Annotated in this window: 19 protein-coding genes; 9 read left to right on the top strand and 10 right to left on the bottom strand. The window is 72.1% G+C overall.

What is annotated here, in order from left to right; translation table 11 throughout:
- Window positions 1-6: 6 nt before the first annotated feature.
- Genes ABZ919_RS01665 through ABZ919_RS01685 form a run of 5 tightly spaced genes read right to left on the bottom strand, consistent with a single transcriptional unit; the run spans window position 7 to window position 5245 of the window.
- Window positions 7-891 (bottom strand): glycosyltransferase, encoded by an 885-nt coding sequence (locus ABZ919_RS01665; protein WP_361241133.1) that lies wholly within the window; start codon window positions 889-891, stop codon window positions 7-9.
- Window positions 888-1667: a CDP-alcohol phosphatidyltransferase family protein gene (locus tag ABZ919_RS01670; protein ID WP_361241135.1), complete on the bottom strand. Its 780-nt coding sequence runs from the start codon at window positions 1665-1667 to the stop codon at window positions 888-890. The genes ABZ919_RS01665 and ABZ919_RS01670 overlap by 4 nt, the downstream gene beginning before the upstream one ends.
- A complete protein-coding gene (locus ABZ919_RS01675) occupies window positions 1645-2706 on the bottom strand; it encodes an iron-containing alcohol dehydrogenase family protein (protein ID WP_361241138.1) in 1062 nt (353 codons plus the stop codon). The genes ABZ919_RS01670 and ABZ919_RS01675 overlap by 23 nt, the downstream gene beginning before the upstream one ends.
- Complete coding sequence (locus tag ABZ919_RS01680; RefSeq protein WP_361241141.1) at window positions 2694-3446, bottom strand: phosphocholine cytidylyltransferase family protein; 753 nt, start codon at window positions 3444-3446, stop codon at window positions 2694-2696. The genes ABZ919_RS01675 and ABZ919_RS01680 overlap by 13 nt, the downstream gene beginning before the upstream one ends.
- A complete protein-coding gene (locus ABZ919_RS01685) occupies window positions 3443-5245 on the bottom strand; it encodes a DUF5941 domain-containing protein (protein WP_361241143.1) in 1803 nt (600 codons plus the stop codon). The genes ABZ919_RS01680 and ABZ919_RS01685 overlap by 4 nt, the downstream gene beginning before the upstream one ends.
- Window positions 5246-5577: 332 nt before the next feature.
- Here ABZ919_RS01685 and galE point away from each other — a divergent pair, with 332 nt between their 5' ends.
- From galE to idi, 3 genes are all read left to right on the top strand, one after another.
- The gene (gene galE / locus ABZ919_RS01690) at window positions 5578-6549 is read left to right on the top strand and encodes a UDP-glucose 4-epimerase GalE (protein ID WP_361241146.1); all 972 of its coding nucleotides are present in this window, start codon (window positions 5578-5580) and stop codon (window positions 6547-6549) included.
- Window positions 6550-6714: 165 nt separating this feature from the next.
- Entirely contained in the window at window positions 6715-7656 is a 942-nt protein-coding gene (locus ABZ919_RS01695) for a cation diffusion facilitator family transporter (RefSeq protein WP_361241149.1), read from the top strand.
- Window positions 7657-7834: 178 nt separating this feature from the next.
- Window positions 7835-8428 carry an isopentenyl-diphosphate Delta-isomerase gene (gene idi, locus ABZ919_RS01700; RefSeq protein WP_361241152.1) on the top strand — a complete coding sequence of 198 codons (594 nt, stop codon included), beginning with the start codon at window positions 7835-7837 and terminating at the stop codon, window positions 8426-8428.
- Window positions 8429-8750: 322 nt separating this feature from the next.
- On the opposite strand, the gene ABZ919_RS01705 is transcribed toward idi, so the two are convergent.
- The gene (locus ABZ919_RS01705) at window positions 8751-9245 is read right to left on the bottom strand and encodes an ATP-binding protein (protein WP_361241797.1); all 495 of its coding nucleotides are present in this window, start codon (window positions 9243-9245) and stop codon (window positions 8751-8753) included.
- 278 nt (window positions 9246-9523) lie between these two features.
- Between ABZ919_RS01705 and ABZ919_RS01710 the strand changes: the two genes are divergently transcribed.
- The 4 genes from ABZ919_RS01710 to ABZ919_RS01725 all read left to right on the top strand — a co-directional run bounded on the left by ABZ919_RS01710 (window position 9524) and on the right by ABZ919_RS01725 (window position 13646).
- The gene (locus tag ABZ919_RS01710) at window positions 9524-10291 is read left to right on the top strand and encodes an enoyl-CoA hydratase/isomerase family protein (RefSeq protein WP_361241155.1); all 768 of its coding nucleotides are present in this window, start codon (window positions 9524-9526) and stop codon (window positions 10289-10291) included.
- Window positions 10288-10416 carry a hypothetical protein gene (locus ABZ919_RS01715; RefSeq protein ID WP_361241157.1) on the top strand — a complete coding sequence of 43 codons (129 nt, stop codon included), beginning with the start codon at window positions 10288-10290 and terminating at the stop codon, window positions 10414-10416. The genes ABZ919_RS01710 and ABZ919_RS01715 overlap by 4 nt, the downstream gene beginning before the upstream one ends.
- A gap of 103 nt (window positions 10417-10519) precedes the next feature.
- On the top strand, window positions 10520-12904 hold the full coding sequence (locus ABZ919_RS01720; RefSeq protein ID WP_361241160.1) for a Tex family protein: 2385 nt from the start codon (window positions 10520-10522) through the stop codon (window positions 12902-12904).
- Between the two features lie 160 nt (window positions 12905-13064).
- On the top strand, window positions 13065-13646 hold the full coding sequence (locus ABZ919_RS01725; RefSeq protein WP_361241163.1) for a DinB family protein: 582 nt from the start codon (window positions 13065-13067) through the stop codon (window positions 13644-13646).
- On the opposite strand, the gene ABZ919_RS01730 is transcribed toward ABZ919_RS01725, so the two are convergent.
- Genes ABZ919_RS01730 through ABZ919_RS01740 form a run of 3 tightly spaced genes read right to left on the bottom strand, consistent with a single transcriptional unit; the run spans window position 13647 to window position 15177 of the window.
- Window positions 13647-14099 (bottom strand): SRPBCC family protein, encoded by a 453-nt coding sequence (locus ABZ919_RS01730; RefSeq protein WP_361241166.1) that lies wholly within the window; start codon window positions 14097-14099, stop codon window positions 13647-13649.
- Window positions 14100-14140: 41 nt separating this feature from the next.
- Window positions 14141-14713 (bottom strand): TIGR03086 family metal-binding protein, encoded by a 573-nt coding sequence (locus tag ABZ919_RS01735; RefSeq protein WP_361241169.1) that lies wholly within the window; start codon window positions 14711-14713, stop codon window positions 14141-14143.
- Window positions 14714-14754: 41 nt separating this feature from the next.
- Window positions 14755-15177 carry an SRPBCC domain-containing protein gene (locus ABZ919_RS01740; protein WP_361241172.1) on the bottom strand — a complete coding sequence of 141 codons (423 nt, stop codon included), beginning with the start codon at window positions 15175-15177 and terminating at the stop codon, window positions 14755-14757.
- Between the two features lie 99 nt (window positions 15178-15276).
- Between ABZ919_RS01740 and ABZ919_RS01745 the strand changes: the two genes are divergently transcribed.
- Together ABZ919_RS01745 and ABZ919_RS01750 are read left to right on the top strand one after the other, a co-directional pair.
- Window positions 15277-15618: a metalloregulator ArsR/SmtB family transcription factor gene (locus tag ABZ919_RS01745; protein ID WP_361241175.1), complete on the top strand. Its 342-nt coding sequence runs from the start codon at window positions 15277-15279 to the stop codon at window positions 15616-15618.
- Window positions 15615-16052 carry an SRPBCC domain-containing protein gene (locus ABZ919_RS01750; RefSeq protein WP_361241178.1) on the top strand — a complete coding sequence of 146 codons (438 nt, stop codon included), beginning with the start codon at window positions 15615-15617 and terminating at the stop codon, window positions 16050-16052. The genes ABZ919_RS01745 and ABZ919_RS01750 overlap by 4 nt, the downstream gene beginning before the upstream one ends.
- Window positions 16053-16146: 94 nt before the next feature.
- Here ABZ919_RS01750 and ABZ919_RS01755 read toward each other — a convergent pair whose 3' ends face one another.
- Window positions 16147-17787, bottom strand: a complete 1641-nt coding sequence (locus ABZ919_RS01755) for an ABC-F family ATP-binding cassette domain-containing protein (RefSeq protein WP_361241181.1) — start codon at window positions 17785-17787, stop codon at window positions 16147-16149.
- Between the last annotated feature and the right edge of the window lie 2 nt (window positions 17788-17789).

Here is a 17789-nt window from a genome sequence, read left to right on the forward strand (position 1 = left end):
AGCTTCTCAGATCACCGGAGGACGGCCCAGCCGGGTCAGCCGCCACACCGTGCGCCACTTCATCGGGCGGCGCGGACCGCACGCTGTGGTCCAGCCCTCCTTGAACCCGCCGAACCAGGCCCGCAGCGCCGGACGGGAGGGGCGGCGGACCAGGGTGAGCAGCATCCAGACCCCGAGGTAGACGGGGACCAGGAGCGCGGGAAGGTTGCGGCGGGCCAGCCACACGCGGTTGCGGGCGACCATGCGGTGGTAGACGGCGTGCCGCGAGGGGGCGGTCGTCGGGTGGTACAGCACCATGTCGGACCGGTAGTCGATCATCCAGCCGGCGTCGAGCGCCCGCCAGGCGAGGTCGGTCTCCTCATGGGCGTAGAAGAACTCGTCCGGCAGGCCGCCGACCTCGGAGAACACCCGGGTGCGGACGGCGTTGGCGCCGCCGAGGAAGGTGGTGACGCGCGAGGAGCGCATCGGGTCGGAGGCGCGCAGCCGGGGCACGTGGCGGCGCTGGGTCTCGCCCGTCTCCGGGTCGGCGATGCGGAAGCTGATGATGCCGAGCTCCGGATCGGCGGCGAACGCCTCGCGGCACAGCTCGGCGGTGTCGTGGCGGGCGAGCAGGCCGTCGTCGTCGAGAAAGAGCAATATGTCGACATCGCGGCCGCCGGGGCCGAAGGCCTCTATGCCCACGTTGCGCCCGCCGGGGATGCCCAGGTTCTCGGGCAGCTCGACGGTCCGTACGCCGTCGGGGACGTCCGGGACGGGCGAGCCGTTGCCGACGACGACCACCTCGACGCGGTCGCCGTCCTGCTTGGCGACCGAGTCGAGCAGCGCCCTGAGCTCCTCCGGCCGGTTGCCCATGGTGATAATGACGGCGCCGACCCGCATGCCCGTGCTCACTTCAGCCTGCTGGAGGCGAGGATGGACACCAGGTGCAGCAGGGTCTGCAGCAACGCGATGCCGGCCAGCACCGCGACACCCAGCCGCGAGAAGAACAGGTCGCCGCGCACCTGGTCGACGATCGCCAGGACCAGGATCAGCAGGGACGCCTCGATGCCGAGGATCAGCCGGTGGAACTTCAGGGCGGCCGCGGCCCGGCGGGCCAGTGCCATGCCGGAGGAGCGCATCTCGGCGGCGGTCTCCTGCACCGGCGGCTTGCCGGCCTGGTGGCGGGCGACGCCGACCAGGTCGGTCTCGGCCTTGATGAGGATCGCGCCGAGCGCGGCCAGCGTGCCGAGGAAGGCCCACAGCCAGTCGATACGGCCGCCGCTCCACAGGTCGGCGGCGCGCAGGCCGAAGCCGGTGAGCACGGCGGCGTCGGTCAGATAGGCACCGACCCGGTCCAGGTAGACGCCGTTCAGCGAGAACTGCTTCTTCCAGCGCGCGATCTCACCGTCGACGCAGTCCAGCAGCAGGTACATCTGGACGCACACCACGCCGAGCACGGCGCCCGGGATCCCCGGCACCAGCAGTGCCGGGGCCGCGAGCACGCCGAAGACGGTCATCAGGTAGGTGAGCTGGTTGGGCGTGACCCTGGTGTTGACCAGGTAGCGGTCGACCCGCAGGGACACCTCGCGCATGTAGAGGCGTCCCATCCAGTGCTCACCGCTGCGCCGGTCCTTCACCCCCGCGGGGTGGACGACCGGACGGAGTTCAGCTACCGATGGCCTTGACATAGTCGGCGTAGATGTCCTTGATCTGGTTCGGCTTGAGGTCGAGGTGTTCGAGGATCGTGTAGCGGCCGGGGCGGGTCTCCGGGGCGAACTCCACCACGCGTACGAACTCGTCCACGGTGAAGCCGATCTCCTCCGGCAGCACGGGCAGTCCGTGCCCCCGCAGCACCCCGGCCGTGTGGACCGCCTCCTCGTGCGCCCCGCGCAGGTACATCGCGAAGGCCGCACCCAAGCCGCACTGCTCGCCGTGGGCGGCCGCCCGCTTGGGGAACAGCAGGTCGAAGGCGTGGTTGATCTCGTGGCAGGAGCCGGAGGACGGCCGGGAGTCGCCGGAGATCGACATCGAGATGCCGCTGAGGACCAGCGCCTCGGCGAGCACCTGGAGGAAGTCGTTGTCGCCGATGCCACCGGGGTGCCGCAGGACCGCCTCGCCCGCCTGGCGGGCCATGGCCGCGGCGAGACCGTCGATCTTCTCGCCGTTGACCCGGTTCGACAGCTCCCAGTCCGCGACCGCGTTGATGTTGGAGATCGCGTCGCCGATCCCGGCCCGGACGAAGCGGGCCGGGGCCTCGCGGATCACGTCCAGGTCGATGACGACCGCGATCGGGTTCGGCACCCCGTAGGAGCCGCGCCCGGCGTCGTTGTCGAGCGTCGCGACCGGCGAGCACAGGCCGTCGTGCGCGAGGTTCGTCGGCACGGCGACCAGGGGCAGACCGACGCGGGCCGCGGCGAACTTCGCACAGTCGATGATCTTGCCGCCGCCGAGCCCGACGACCGCGTCGTAGTGGCCGGACTTCATCTCGCCGGCCAGCCGGATCGCGTCGTCGAGGGTGCCGCCGCCGACCTCGTACCAGGAGGCACCCGGCAGCGAGGGGGCGATGCGTTCGCGCAGCTTGGCGCCGGAGCCGCCGCTGACGGCGATGGCGAGCCGGCCGGACTGCGCGATGCGCTCGTCGGCGAGGACGCCGGCCAGGTCGTCCAGGGCACCCGGGCGGATGTCCACGACGACCGGCGAGGGGATCAGCCGGGTCAGTAGCGGCACGAGATCTCCCGTCCCTTGGCGAGGTCGTCGTGGTTGTCGATCTCGACCCACGGGACGTCGCCGATCGGCGCCACGTCGATCCGGAAGCCACGGTTGACCAGCTCCTGGTAACCGTGCTCGTAGAACTGCTGCGGGTCGGTCTCCCACACGGTCTGCAGCGCGTCGGCCAGCTCGAGGGCGGCGTCGCCCTCGATCAGCGTGACGCCGATGTACTCGCCGGTGGCCTCGGCGGGGTCCATCAGCTTGGTGATCTTCGTCATGCCCTTCTCGGGGTCGACGACGACCTTCATCTCCTCGTCGGCGAGGGACTTCACGGTGTCCAGGGCGAGGATGATCCGCTTGCCCTCGCCACGCGCCGCGAGCAGGGTCTTCTCGACGGAGACCGGGTGGACGGTGTCACCGTTGGCGAGGATCACGCCGTCCTTGAGGGCGTCCCGGCCGCACCACAGGGAGTAGGCGTTGTTCCACTCCTCGGCCTTGTCGTTGTCGATGAGGGTGAGCTTCAGGCCGTACTTCTGCTCCAGGGCCGCCTTGCGTTCGTACACGGCCTCCTTGCGGTAGCCGACGATGATCGCGACCTCGGTCAGGCCGACCTCGGCGAAGTTGGCGAGCGTGAGGTCCAGCACGGTCGACTCGCCTTCCACGCCCGCGGGCCCCACCGGCACCAACGCCTTGGGCAGGGTGTCGGTGTAGGGGCGCAGACGCCGTCCGGCGCCGGCTGCCAGCACGAGGCCGATCATGCGGGTTCTCCTTCATCGTGTACGGCGGGCGCCCCAGCGGACACCCAGAAGCGGATGCTCTCGACGAGCACCACGAGGGTTACGGCCACGGCCAGGACCGTGAGCGCGACGGTGAACTGCGCTGCGGTGAGCAGCGCGGCCAGGACGGTGACGAGCAGCGTCCGCCCCTCGTGCCCCCCTATGGCGCGCACCAGCCAGGCCGGGGGCGCTCCGGCGCTGCCGCGGATGCGGTACACCGTGTCGTAGTGATGGTAGGCGACGGCGGCCACCAGCCCGAAAGCCGCCGGAAGGGCGCCGTTCACCCCGGCTTTGGCCGCGAGGGCGAGCACGGTGCCGTACTCGGCGGCCCGGAAGAAGGGCGGGACCAGCCAGTCGAGGGCTCCCTTGAGGGGGCGGGCGACGGCGAGTGCCGAGGTGAGGACGTAGACCAGGGCGCCGATCACCGGCAGCACCGCGCCGAAGCCGGTCAGAGCCGAGCAGGCGACGACCGCGGCGCCGCCCGCGAACGCGACGGCGGGCACCGCCAGGCCGGGCAGGCCCCGCTCGGCCACGCGCCGCACGGCCTCGGCGAGCGGGCCGGAGTCGGCGAGGTCCGCCAGCGCCTGAGCGGCCCGGTCGGTGCGCCGCGCCTTGCGGGTCAGGGACCGCAGCACACGCCCCGCCGTGGTGTACGTCGCCGCGAAGGCACAGCCGATGAGCAGCACGTAGAAGGTGATGCGGGGGGTCGTGGCCGCGGTCAGGACCGCTATCAGCGCCCAGCGCTCGCCGATCGGCAGCACGATCATCCGGCGCACCCACACCGTCCAGCCGACACTGTCCAGCTTGTCGGAGAGGGCGGCGGTGGGGCTGGTGTTGGCGGTGGCGTCGTGGTTGGCCTCGTTGAAGGAGAAGTCGACCACGTGCCGGCAGGTCTGCAGGATCATCGCGCCGAGGGCGAGGGCCCATACGTCGTCATGGCCGCCGCGGGCCGCTCCGAGGGCGAGGCCCGCGTAGTAGGCGTACTCCTTGGCCCGGTCGAAGGTGGCGTCCAGCCAGGCGCCGAGCGTGGAGTACTTCAGGGCGTAGCGGGCGAGCTGGCCGTCGGTGCAGTCCAGCACGAAGGAGGCGATCAGCAGCACGCCGGCCGCGACGAAGCCGCCCCGGGTGCCGGTCGCCGCGCAGCCCGCCGCGATCAGGGCGGTGAGCAGCGAGGCCGTGGTGACCTGGTTCGGGGTCAGGCCCCGGCGGGCGCACCAGCGGGCGAGGTAGCGCGAGTAGGGGCTGATGAAGAAGGTGGTGAAGAAGCCGTCGCGGGACTTCACGGCCGACTTCAGGCGTACGGCCTCGTCGTCGACGGCGGCGACGGCCTGCCGTGCCTCGTTGCGGGCCTGCGGGTCGGCGGGGACCGCGGCGACCAGGCTGCCCAGCTCGGGCCGGTGCACCTCGCGGCCGTCGGCGTCCAGGGCGGTGACGATGCGGTCGGCGAGGCTGTCCACGGCCAGCGCCGTGCCGCCGCCGGTGGAGGTCTCCCGGGCCACGGCGCAGGTCAGCGCCTGCCGGGCCTCCGGCTGGGCGGTGACGGCGCCGGTGATCGCGGAGAGCGGGAAGCGCGGGTCGGTCAGGCCCAGGCGCAGCGCGTGGACGTGGCCGACGAAGCGGGCGTCGACCAGGGCCACGCGGTCACCGGCCCGAGCGGCGGCCAGCAGGGTCTCGGTCTCGGCGGCGTCCGTTGCCACCCGGACGTCGAAGCCGAGGGACCGCAGATCGTTCTCGAGGGTCGATCCGGGGACCGGCTGACCGGTGACGATGGCGGTCGGCAACCGAACTCACTCCCTGGGTGCCGGCGCGCGGCGCCGGTCTCTTACGTGGTGGGGCGCCCTGCCAGCGGCACCCGGGCGGCATGTCGGCAGAGGCTATCGGATGGACCGGAGTCCTTGTTCACCGGCCGTTCACAGCCCGGTCCACAGGGGCTGCCCCGGCCTTTGCCACGATCATCATCGGGGATCCGGAGCCCGCCCCACAAACCTGACGGCGCAGACCCGGGCGAAGCGGCCCGAAGGGGCGCGGGAGACTGCGCGATCGGCCACACGTGGCCCGCACCCGGCACACGACATCGCCCCCTCGGGCTCTTTCGCGCTTAGGCTCAACCACCATGACGTGGCTGATCACCGGCGGAGCCGGATACATCGGGGCGCATGTGGCACGGGCCATGGCCGACGCCGGGGAGAGCGTCGTGGCGCTGGACGACCTGTCGGCGGCGGTGCCCGAGCGGCTCCCGGCCGACGTCCCGCTCGTCCGGGGCTCGACGCTGGACGGCGAGCTGCTCGAGCGCGTCTTCGCCGGCCACGGCATCACGGGCGTCGTCCATCTCGCGGCGCGCAAGCAGGTGGCCGAGTCGGTGGCCGAACCCACCCGTTACTACCGCGAGAACGTGGGCGGCCTCGCCACGCTGCTGGACGCGGTCGCGGGGGCCGGGATCCGGCGGCTGGTGTTCTCCTCGTCGGCGGCGGTGTACGGCAACCCGGACGTCGACCTGATCACCGAGGACACCCCGTGCGCGCCAGTCAACCCGTACGGCGAGACCAAGCTGGCCGGTGAGTGGCTGGTGCGGGCGGCCGGAAAGGCGCACGGGATCTCCACGGTGTGCCTGCGCTATTTCAACGTGGCGGGCGCGGCCGCGCCGGAGCTCGCGGACACGGGTGTGTTCAACATCGTGCCGATGGTCTTCGACCGGCTCACCCGCGACGAGGCCCCGCGGATCTTCGGCGCCGACTATCCGACGCCGGACGGCACCTGCATCCGTGACTACATCCACGTGGCCGACCTCGCCGAGGCCCACCTCGCGGCGGCACGCCGGCTCGCCGACGGCGCCCCGTCCGGCGATCTGACGCTGAACATCGGGCGGGGCGAGGGCGTCTCGGTGCGCGAGCTGATCACGGTCATCGGGGAGGTCACCGGGGACCGCCGGGAGCCGGTGGTGGAGGAGCGCCGGCCGGGGGACGCCCCGCGTGCGGTGGCCTCGGCCGAGCGGGCCGCCGAGCAGCTGGGCTGGCGGGCCGGGCGCGGGGTGCGGGAGATGGTGGACTCGGCCTGGCGGGGCTGGCGGCTGCACCACGGCGGGTGAGCGGCGCCGGGCACCCGTACCCACCCTCACCCGTCGTACCCACCCTGACCTGCGGAACGTTTCCGCAGGTCAGGGCACATGACAACGGTGTTCAGTACCGCGTTGCCCGATACCCCCCGCCCGTAGTTCACTGGCCTTCGGCACGCATACCGAAGGGCGGTTTCGATGGGGGCAGGGCACGACCACGGGCACGCGCACAGCCATGCGCCGCCCACGGGCACGGCCGCGGCCGCGTACCTGGGCCGGCTGCGGGTCGCACTGGGCATCACGCTCACGATCATGGTGGTCGAGATCGTCGGCGGCCTGGTCGCGGACTCGCTCGCACTGGTCGCGGACGCGGCGCACATGGCGACCGATGCCGTGGGCCTCGGCATGTCGCTGCTCGCGATCCACTTCGCGAACCGCCCGCCGAGCACCAACCGCACCTTCGGCTACGCGCGCGCCGAGATCCTGGCCGCGCTGGCCAACTGCCTGCTGCTGCTCTGCGTCGGCGGCTACGTCCTGTTCGAGGCGGTCCAGCGGTTCGTCACACCCGCGAACACGCACGGCGGCCTGATGATCGTGTTCGGTCTGATCGGACTGGCCGGCAACTCCGTCTCGCTCGTCCTGCTGATGCGCGGGCAGAAGGAGAGCCTGAACGTGCGCGGCGCCTTCCTCGAGGTCGCCGCGGACGCGCTGGGCTCGGTCGCCGTGATCGTCTCGGCCGCGGTGATCCTGGCCACCGGCTGGCAGGCCGCCGACCCCGTCGCCTCGCTGCTCATCGGCCTGATGATCGTGCCGAGGACACTGAAGCTGCTGCGCGAGACGCTGGACGTGCTGCTGGAGGCCGCTCCGAAGAACGTCGACATGGCCGAGGTACGGGCGCACATCCTGGCGCTGGACGGCGTGGAGGACGTACACGACCTGCACGCCTGGACGATCACCTCGGGCATGCCGGTGCTGTCGGCGCACGTGGTGGTCAGCTCGGACGTGCTCAGCGCCATCGGCCACGAGAAGCTGCTGCACGAGCTGCAGTGCTGCCTCGGTGACCACTTCGACGTGGAGCACTGCACCTTCCAGCTGGAGCCGGGCGGACACGCGGAGCACGAGGCCCGGCTGTGCCATTGACCGCCCGTACAGAGGTTCGATACCCGCCCCGGACGGTTCCGTGATCGCCTGACCGGGCACGATGACCTACCGGATCCGCCTTCCGGTGCCGCGCCGCGCGGGGACGTGCGGGGAAGTGCCGGGAGTGCCGGATTCGTACGGCAGACTTGGGGTGCGAAGACCGAGGCGAAGGATGGGTATGCCGATCACACCTGCCAGCGCGACGCACAGCTCGTCGAATGGCACCGCAGAGGCGATTTTGCTGGAACTGGTCGACGAGAAGGGTGTGACGATCGGCACGGCGGAGAAGCTCGCCGCCCACCAGCCGCCGGGGCAGCTGCACCGGGCCTTTTCGGTGTTCCTCTTCGACGAGCAGGGGCGGCTGCTGCTCCAGCAGCGGGCACTCGGCAAGTACCACTCCCCCGGTGTGTGGTCCAACACGTGCTGCGGCCACCCGTACCCGGGCGAGGCGCCCTTCGCGGCCGCGGCCCGGCGCACGTTCGAGGAGCTGGGCGTGTCCCCCTCGCTGCTGGCGGAGGCCGGCACGGTCCGCTACAACCACCCGGACCCGGCCTCCGGCCTCGTCGAGCAGGAGTACAACCACCTGTTCGTCGGCATGGTGCAGACACCGCTCGCGCCGGACGCGGCGGAGGTCGCACAGACCGCGTTCGTGACGGCGGCCGAACTGGCGGACCGGCACGCGCGCGACCCGTTCTCGACCTGGTTCATGACCGTCCTGGACGCGGCCCGTCCGGCGATCAGGGAACTGACGGGCCCGTCCGCGGGCTGGTGAGCGGCTCCACGACAGCACCGCGAGCCCGTGCCTCGACGGCCTCCCGGAGCTGCGGATCGCCGGCCGCGTCGCCGACCGGCGGTTCACCGACAGCACCGGCGGCCGAAGGTCCCCCGGCCGCTGCGCAGACCGGCGGTTCTGCAGCGGCGTCACGATCCTGCGGCGCGGCAGCTTCGCATGCCGCTTCTCCTCCTGCAGCTTCGCCGGCGCGCCGCTCCACGACAGCATCGCGAGCCCACGCCTCGACGGCCTCCGAGGAGCTGCGGCTCGTCGGCCCTGTCGCCGGCCGGCGGTTCTCCCGTGGTGTCGCGCGCCGGGCGAGCTACGGCAACGTCGCCGGCTTGAGTGGCAGGGCGGCCCAGATCACCTTGCCGCCGCTCGCCGTGTGCTCCACGTCGACCGTCCCGCCCGCCTCCCGCGCCACCTCGCGGACCAGGAGCAGGCCCCGGCCGCCGGTCTGGCCGTGGTCGGCCTCCAGGGCGGTGGGGCGGTAGGGATGGTTGTCCTCCACGGACACCCGCACCCACTCGGCCCCGACGGCGACCTCCACCGCCAGCATCGGCGAGAGAAGTGCAGCGTGCTTCACGGCGTTCGTGACCAGCTCGGACACGATCAGCAACAGGCCGTACACCAGCTCGTCGGAGACCGGCACGCCCTGGCGCAGCAGCAGGTCCCGTACGGCGTGCCGGGCCTGCGGGACCGAGGCGTCCACCGCGGCGGCGGTGAAGCGCCAGACGCCCTCGTACGGCAGTGGGCCGGGCGGCCGCACGGCGCCCCCCGCTGGGCGCGGGCCGTCCCCGCGCCCGTGGTTGTCCATCGTCCAGTCGCCACCCTCGCGCTCGATTGTCACCACACGTCGAGTGTTGGTAACGACGCGCACCACTCCGGATGCCTGAACACAAGTCAGCGACTATCGAGCGGTTTCTGACCGAGTGCGTATGACAGGGTCACGTGTGGGACTGTTCCTGTCGCCCGGACGCCGGTTCGCGAACTAATCAGGTCGTAGGCGTTTCGGCATCGAGGTGAGCGGGGTGACCGCGGCCGGCCGGCTGGTCCCGTGCCCCGGGCCGGACGGGCCCCCGATACGATCCGCGCATGGAGCCCCAGCTGTCGCACCACGTGGAAGGCGCTGTCGCCACCGTGGTCATCCGCAACCCGGCCAAGCGCAACGCCATGACGGCGCAGATGTGGCGGCAGCTTCCGCCGCTGCTGGAGTCGTTCGCGGGTGACCCGGGAGTGCGGGCCCTGGTGCTGACCGGGGAGGGTGGGACCTTCTGCGCGGGCGCCGACATCAGCACGCTGCAGGGTTCTCCGGCCCAGGCGCAGGCGCTCGCGGTGGCGGCCGAGGAGGCGCTCACGGCGTTCCCCAAGCCCGCCGTGGCGGCAGTGCGCGGGCACTGCGTGGGCGGCGGGGCCCAGCTGGCGGCGGCCTGCGATCTGCGTCTGGCGGAGGAGGGCGCACTGTTCGGGGTGACACCGGCGCGACTCGGCATCGTCTACCCGGCCTCCTCGACCCGGCGCCTGGTGTCGCTGGTGGGCCCGGCCACAGCCAAGTATCTGCTGTTCACTGCCGAGTTGATCGACGCCGGACGGGCGCTCGCCACCGGGCTGGTGGACGAGATCCTGCCGGAGGGGGAGCTGGACAAGCGGGTCGCGGAGCTGACCCGGATCCTGGTGTCCCGCTCGCAGCTCACCCAGGCCGCCGCGAAGGAGTTCACGGACGGCCGTACCGACCGGGACGCCCACTGGGCCGAGCGGGCGGCCGCCGGCCCCGACACCGCGGAAGGGGTCGCCGCCTTCCTGGAGCGCCGGCAGCCGCGCTTCACCTGGAGCGTGCCTACCTCAGTGCCTACCTCAGGATGAACCTGCTGCCCGCGCGCAGCTCCTCGACCGCAGACGCCGTCGCCACGGTGGTCACGCTGCCGCTCCGGGCGCTCGCCCGGCTGTCCGGCGGGGCCTCGTCGACCGCGCGCGGGAGCCGAGCCTGAGAGAAGGCCCGGCGCCCCGCCGGAGTACCGCCCTGATCCCCGGTTGTCGGTGTCACCTGCCACAATTGCCGCGCAACCTCAGTGGAGAAGGCGGTACGGGATCGTGACGACACCCGGATCCATCGAAGCAGGATCCATCGAAGGCAGGATCGCCGAGGAACTCGGCGTACGGGAGCGGCAGGTGAAGGCCGCGGTGGAACTGCTCGACGGCGGTTCGACCGTGCCCTTCATCGCCCGCTACCGCAAGGAAGCGACCGAGATGCTCGACGACGCGCAGCTGCGCACGATCGAGGAGCGGCTGCGCTACCTGCGGGAGCTGGAGGAGCGGCGTACCGCGATCCTGGAGTCGGTGCGCGAGCAGGGCAAGCTCACCGACGAGCTCGAGGCGCGTATCCGCGGCGCCGAGACCAAGGCGCGGCTGGAGGACATCTACCTCCCGTACAAGCCCAAGCGGCGCACGAAGGCGCAGATCGCGCGCGAGGCGGGTCTGGAACCGCTGGCCGAGGGGCTGCTCGGCGACCCGACGGTGGAGCCGATCGCCGCCGCCGCCGCGTTCGTGGACGCCGACAAGGGCGTCGCCGATCCGCAGGCCGCCCTGGAGGGGGCCCGGGCGATCCTCACCGAGCGGTTCTCGGAGGACGCCGACCTGATCGGCGAGCTGCGCGAGCGCATGTGGGTGCGTGGGCGACTGGCCGCGAAGGTCCGGGAGGGCAAGGAGGAGGCGGGCGCCAAGTTCGCCGACTACTTCGACTTCGCCGAGCCGTTCACCGAACTGCCCTCGCATCGGATCCTCGCGATGCTGCGCGGCGAGAAGGAGGAGGTGCTGGACCTCGTCCTGGAGCCGGAGGAGCCCCGGGAGGGCCCGTCGTCGTACGAGGGCATCGTCGCCGGCCGTTTCGGTGTCGCCGACCGGGGCCGCCCGGCCGACAAGTGGCTGACGGACACGGTCCGCTGGGCCTGGCGCACCCGGATCCTCGTCCACCTGGGCATCGACCTGCGCCTGCGCCTGCGGACGGCCGCCGAGGACGAGGCGGTGAACGTCTTCGCCGCAAACCTGCGCGACCTGCTGCTGGCCGCCCCGGCCGGCACGCGCGCGACGCTGGGCCTGGACCCCGGTTTCCGTACGGGTGTGAAGGTCGCGGTGGTCGACGCGACCGGCAAGGTCGTCGCCACGGACGTGATCCACCCGCACGTCCCGGCCAACAAGTGGGACGAGGCGATCGCCAAGCTGGCCCGGCTCGCCGCGGAGCACGCCGTCGAGCTGGTCGCGATCGGCAACGGCACCGCCTCCCGCGAGACCGACAAGCTCGCCGGCGAACTCATCGCCAGGCACCCGGAGTTGAAGCTCACCAAGGTGATGGTGTCCGAGGCGGGCGCGTCGGTGTACTCGGCCTCGGAGTACGCCTCGCGGGAGTTTCCCGAGATGGACGTCTCGCTGCGCGGCGCGGTCTCCATCGCGCGGCGCCTGCAGGATCCGCTGGCCGAGCTGGTGAAGATCGACCCGAAGTCGATCGGCGTCGGCCAGTACCAGCACGACCTGTCCGAGGTGAAGCTGTCCCGGTCGCTGGACGCGGTGGTGGAGGACTGTGTGAACGGCGTCGGCGTCGACGTCAACACGGCGTCGGTGCCGCTGCTCTCGCGCGTGTCGGGCATCTCCTCCGGTCTCGCCGAGAACATCGTGGCGCACCGGGACGCGAACGGCCCGTTCACGTCCCGTTCGGCTCTGAAGAAGGTGGCTCGGCTCGGCCCGAAGGCGTACGAGCAGTGCGCGGGCTTCCTGCGCATCCGCGGCGGCGACGACCCGCTGGACGCCTCCAGCGTCCACCCCGAGGCCTATCCGGTCGTCCGTCGCATGGTGAAGACCACCGGCCAGGAGGTCGCCTCCCTCATCGGCAACACCGGTGTGCTGCGCTCGCTGAAGCCTGCCGACTTCGTGGACGACACGTTCGGCCTGCCGACCGTGACCGACATTCTCAAGGAGCTGGAGAAGCCGGGCCGCGACCCGCGTCCCGCGTTCAGGACGGCCACCTTCAAGGAAGGCGTGGAGAAGATCTCCGACCTGTCCGCCGGGATGATCCTGGAGGGCGTGGTGACGAACGTGGCCGCGTTCGGCGCCTTCGTGGACGTCGGCGTCCACCAGGACGGCCTGGTGCACGTCTCGGCGATGTCGAAGACGTTCGTCAAGGACCCGCGCGATGTCGCCAAGCCCGGTGACATCGTCAAGGTCAAGGTCCTCGACGTGGACATCCCGCGCAAGCGGATCGCGCTCACCCTTCGTCTGGACGACGAGGCCGCGCCGCAGGGGCAGGGCGGCGGCCGGCAGCAGCGCGGCGGCGGCGCACGGCCGCCGCAGCAGCGGCAGGGCGGACAGGGCCGGCGCGAGGGCCGCGGCGGTGACCGCGGCGGGCGCCAGGCGCCGGCACCGGGCAACAGCGCGATGGCGGACGCGCTGCGCCGCGCGGGCCTGCTGGACCCGAAGAAGCGCTGACCTGCGGGGCTTCGGCCGCGTCCCCGGGGGCTACGCCCCGTGGACCCGCGCCCGCCCGGCGGTCCGGGTCGGCCGACGGGGCACCCTCCTCTCCGGAGGGTGCCCCGCTCTGCCCGGGAAAATCGGTGGACCGTGATCACCCGGTCGGCAGACTGGGCCCATGACGGACCCCAAGGAAGACCTGCGGGTATACCTCCAGGACGCCCGCGACGTCCTGCTGTGGAAGCTGGACGGCCTGCCGGAGTACGACATCCGGCGTCCCCTGACGCCCACGGGCACGAACCTGCTGGGCCTGGTCAAGCACCTGGCCGGCGCGGAGGCGCTGTACTTCGGCGCGGCCTTCGGCCGGCCCTTCGCGGCCACGCCCTTGTCGTTCACCGGCGACGCCGAGCCGGACGCGGACCTGTGGGCGCGGGCCGACGAGACTCGTGAGGACATCGTCGGCCTGTACCGGCGGGCCTGCGCCCACTCGGACCGGACCATCACGGCGCTGCCCCTGGACGCGGTCGGACGGGTGCCGGGTGCACCGCAGCAGATGACGCTGCACCGGATCCTGACGCACATGACCGCCGAGACCCAGCGGCACGCCGGACACGCCGACATCGTGCGGGAGCTGATCGACGGAGAGGTGGGGCAGCGGCCGGACGGCCGCAACACGGCCCCGTTCGATCCCGAGCACCACGGCCGGGTGGAGCGGGCGGCGAAGGAGGCCGAGCGGAGCGTACGGCCTCCTTCGCCCTGATCACCCGGCTCCGGTCCCGAGGATGCGCTCCAGATCGCGCAGGTCCTTGCCGATGGACGAGCGGACCTTTCTGGCCATGAGCGGAGCGGCCGGCCGGTAGAGGGGCCCGGGGTCGCCCCGGACCCGGATGCGGGCCAGGGTGCCTCGTGGGTGCGGGTCGAACGAGTAGGTGACGTGCATCGGCATGGGCCCTGCCACGGACACCATGTCCAGCAGCCGTGGCGGATCGTACGCGGCGACCCGCAGGACGTAGTCGATGCGTCTGCCGAGGAAGTGGGCGGTGCGGGTGACCTCTGCGCCGACGCCGAAGCCGCCCCCGGGTGCCTCCCGGGTCAGTTCCGCCGTGCGGATGCCCTGGGTCCACACCGGGTCGTGCCGCCAGTCCATGGCGTACTCCGCCACCCGCTCGGGCGGCAGCCCGATGACACGCTCCGCCGTCTCGTCGATCGTCATGCCCGCTCACCCTTTCCCCGGGGCTCCGCCCTGGCGGGCTCTCAGCCGTTCCATCCAGGATTGCGCCCACTGCGGCCGAGGGCCCGGCGGAAGGCCGGTTCGTCGTCGCCCACCGGTACGGCCGGACCGAAGACGCCGTTGCTCCGGGCCTGCTCGGCGACCTGCTCGACCACGCCGAGCGTGAGCCGCCCGGTCTCCTCGCCGGGCGCGAACGGCCGGCCGGTGGCCCGTGCCAGGTCCCAGGCGTGCAGGGCCATCTCCTGGAGCGTGAGGGAGGCGGCGAAGGCGGCCGGCATCTCCCCCACGACGAACTCGGTCGTCCCTTCGTAGGCGGCCGGGTCGGACCAGGCCGCCGCGACGAGCTGCGCGGAGCCGGCCAGTTCCCGCGGGGACACGCCCGCGGCGGCGTCCGCGCCGGGCTCGCCCTCCTTGCGGGCGGCCCGCACCGAGGACCGCAGGACCTCGGTGAAGTGGCCGACGAGTTCGGCGACGGTGAACTTCTCGCAGGGGGTGCGGTTCTGGAGCTGGTCGTCCCGGATGCCGGAGGCGATCACGGCGATGGCCTCGGCGCACTCGCGGATGGCGGGGTTCAGTGTGCTGTGCTGGGTGGTCATGGCGTCTGTCTCCTGGTGAATCGGTTCGGCACGGTGCCGGGTCAGCAGGTGAAGAAGGGCGTGGGCTCACCGGTCTCGGCGTAGCTCTTGAGCTGGACGAATTTGGTCGCCCAGCCGTAGGTGAAGTCGCGGTAGGCGTCGTCGACGGCGGGGAAGCCGCTGTGGGTGAAGTTCAGGGTGACGCCGCCCTCGGCGCGGCTGCTGATCTCGTAGGTCTGCTCGGTGCCGGCCCATGGACCGTTCAGGCCGGCGAGGACGAGCCGCTTGCCCGGCTCCGCCCCGGTGACGCGCAGCCGCCACGGCTCGGGCACGCCCGGGAACGACAGCTCGTGCAGGCTGCCGAGTCCTTCGCCGGCGACGGCCGTCGCGGTGAACCAGCCGTGGATGCCGTCGGTCGTGGAGACGGCCCTGTAGACGGTGTCCGGGCCGGCCTCGACGGCCAGCCGCATCGCGATGTCGGGCATGACGGGTGCTCCTTCTCAAGTTCTCCAGTCCTCGTTTTAGTACACACTAAAATGATGCCGCCCGGATGGCAAACTCAAGTGGTGACTAAAATGAGGTCCATGGATGCGGTAAGGGCGGTCGCCGAACCCCGGCGGCGCGAGATCCTGCGCCTGGTGTGGGACGCGGAGCTGTCCGCGGGCGAGATCGCCGAGCGGTTCGACGTCACCTTCGGGGCGGTGTCCCAGCACCTCAAGGTGCTCCGGGACTCCGGCCTGGTCACGCTGCGCCAGGACGGCAAGAAGCGCTTCTACCGGGCCGACCGCGAGGCCCTCGGCCCGCTGGCCGCGTATCTGCAGTCCATGTGGGCGGCCAAGCTGGACACGCTCGCCGAACTCTCCGAGGCGGCGGAGCGGGAGGAACTGCCCGCGCAGCCGGAAGCTCCTGAAAGGACCAACCCGTGAGCAGCAACGCGGTCACTGTGCAACGGCTCATCGCAGCCCGGCCGGAGACGGTGTTCTCCTTCTTCACCGATCGGGACAGGTGGCTGTCCTGGATGGGCCAGGACGGCGAGTTCAGCTTCGAGCCCGGTGGGGCCTACCGGACGAGGGTGACGGGCGAGAACGTCGCCGAGGGCCGCTTCGTCGAGATCGACCCGCCCAAGCGCGTCGTCTTCACCTGGGGCTGGGTCGACGGCGAGATGCCCGTGCCGCCCGGCTCCACCACGGTCGAGATCACCCTGGAACCGGTCCCCGAGGGCACGCTCCTGCGGCTGGTCCACCGTGGTCTGCCCTCGCCAAAGGCCTGTGCGGCGCACGAGGAGGGATGGACGCACTACGTCGGGCGGCTCTCCGTGGTGGCGGCGGGCGGCGACCCGGGGCCCGACGTCTGGATGTGAGCCGCCTGCCCGGACGGCCCTTCATGTGCGCCCCGAGTGCGCCCCGCCAAGGCCCTGGGACCTTTCCCCCGGATCGTGCCGTGGCCTCGGGGTCCTAGCGCTCGGTCACCTTGCCGTCCGCCACCTCCAGGCGGCGGGTCACCCGGACCGCGTCCAGCATGCGCCGGTCGTGGGTGACGAGCAGCAGGGTGCCCGTATAGGAGTCGAGGGCGGACTCGAGCTGTTCGATGGCGGGCAGGTCGAGGTGGTTGGTGGGCTCGTCCAGGATCAGGAGGTTGACGCCGCGGCCCTGGAGGAGGGCCAGGGCGGCGCGGGTACGTTCGCCCGGGGAGAGGGTCTCGGCCGGGCGCAGCACATGATCGGACTTGAGGCCGAACTTGGCGAGCAGGGTGCGGACCTCGACCGGATCGGTGTCGGGGACGGCCACGCGGAAGGTGTCCAGCAGGGTCTCGGGGCCGTGGAACAGCCGGCGGGCCTGGTCGACCTCTCCGACCAGGACGCCCGAGCCGAGCACGGCGTGCCCCGAGTCGAGCGGTACACGGCCGAGCAGCGCGCCGAGCAGGGTCGACTTGCCGGCGCCGTTGGCCCCGGTGACCGCCACCCGGTCCGCCCAGTCGATCTGCAGCGACACCGGGCCGAAGGTGAAGTCGCCGCGCCGCACCTCGGCGTCACGCAGGGTCGCCACGACCGCCCCCGAACGCGGGGCCGCGGCGATCTCCATGCGCAGTTCCCACTCCTTGCGCGGCTCCTCGACCACGTCCAGGCGCTCGATCATGCGCTGGGTCTGCCGCGCCTTGGCGGCCTGCTTCTCGCTGGCCTCGCTGCGGAACTTGCGGCCGATCTTGTCGTTGTCGTTGCCGGCCTTGCGGCGGGCGTTCTTCACACCCTTGTCCATCCAGGCCCGCTGCATCTGCGCGCGCTCCTGGAGGGCGGCCTTCTTGTCGGCGTACTCCTCGTACTCCTCACGGGCGTGCCGGCGGCCCACCTCGCGCTCCTCCAGGTACGCCTGGTAGCCGCCGCCGTAGAGGTTGATCTGCCACTGGGCCAGGTCGAGTTCGAGGACCTGGGTGACCGTGCGGGTGAGGAACTCGCGGTCGTGACTGACGACGACCGTGCCCGCGCGCAGCCCGGCGACGAAGCGTTCCAGCCGTTCCAGGCCGTCGAGGTCGAGGTCGTTGGTGGGCTCGTCCAGGAGGAAGACGTCGTACCGGGACAGGAGCAGGGAGGCGAGGCCGGCGCGGGCCGCCTGGCCGCCGGACAGGGAGGTCATCGGCTGGTCCAGGTCGACGGCCAGGCCGAGGGAGTCGGCGGTCTCCGCCGCGCGCTCCTCCAGGTCGGCGCCGCCGAGGCCGAGCCAGCGCTCCAGGGCGGTCGCGTAGGCGTCGTCGGCGCCGGGCGCGCCGTCCACGAGTGCCTGAGTGGCCTCGTCCATGACGCGCTGGGCCTCGGCGACACCCGTGCGGCGGGCCAGGAACCGGCTGACGGTCTCGCCCGGCCTGCGCTCCGGCTCCTGCGGCAGATGGCCGACGGTCGCGGTCGGCGGGGAGAGCCGCAGCTCACCCTGCTCGGGCCGGATCAGGCCGGCGAGCATCCGCAGCAGCGTGGACTTGCCCGCGCCGTTGGCACCGACGAGACCGATCACGTCACCGGGCGCCACGACGAGGTCGAGCCCGGAGAAGAGGGAACGGTCGCCGTGGCCGGCGGCGAGGTTCTTGGCGACGAGGGTGGCAGTCATCA

The organism is Streptomyces sp. NPDC046759, from assembly GCF_040645475.1.
GTDB lineage: Bacteria > Actinomycetota > Actinomycetes > Streptomycetales > Streptomycetaceae > Streptomyces.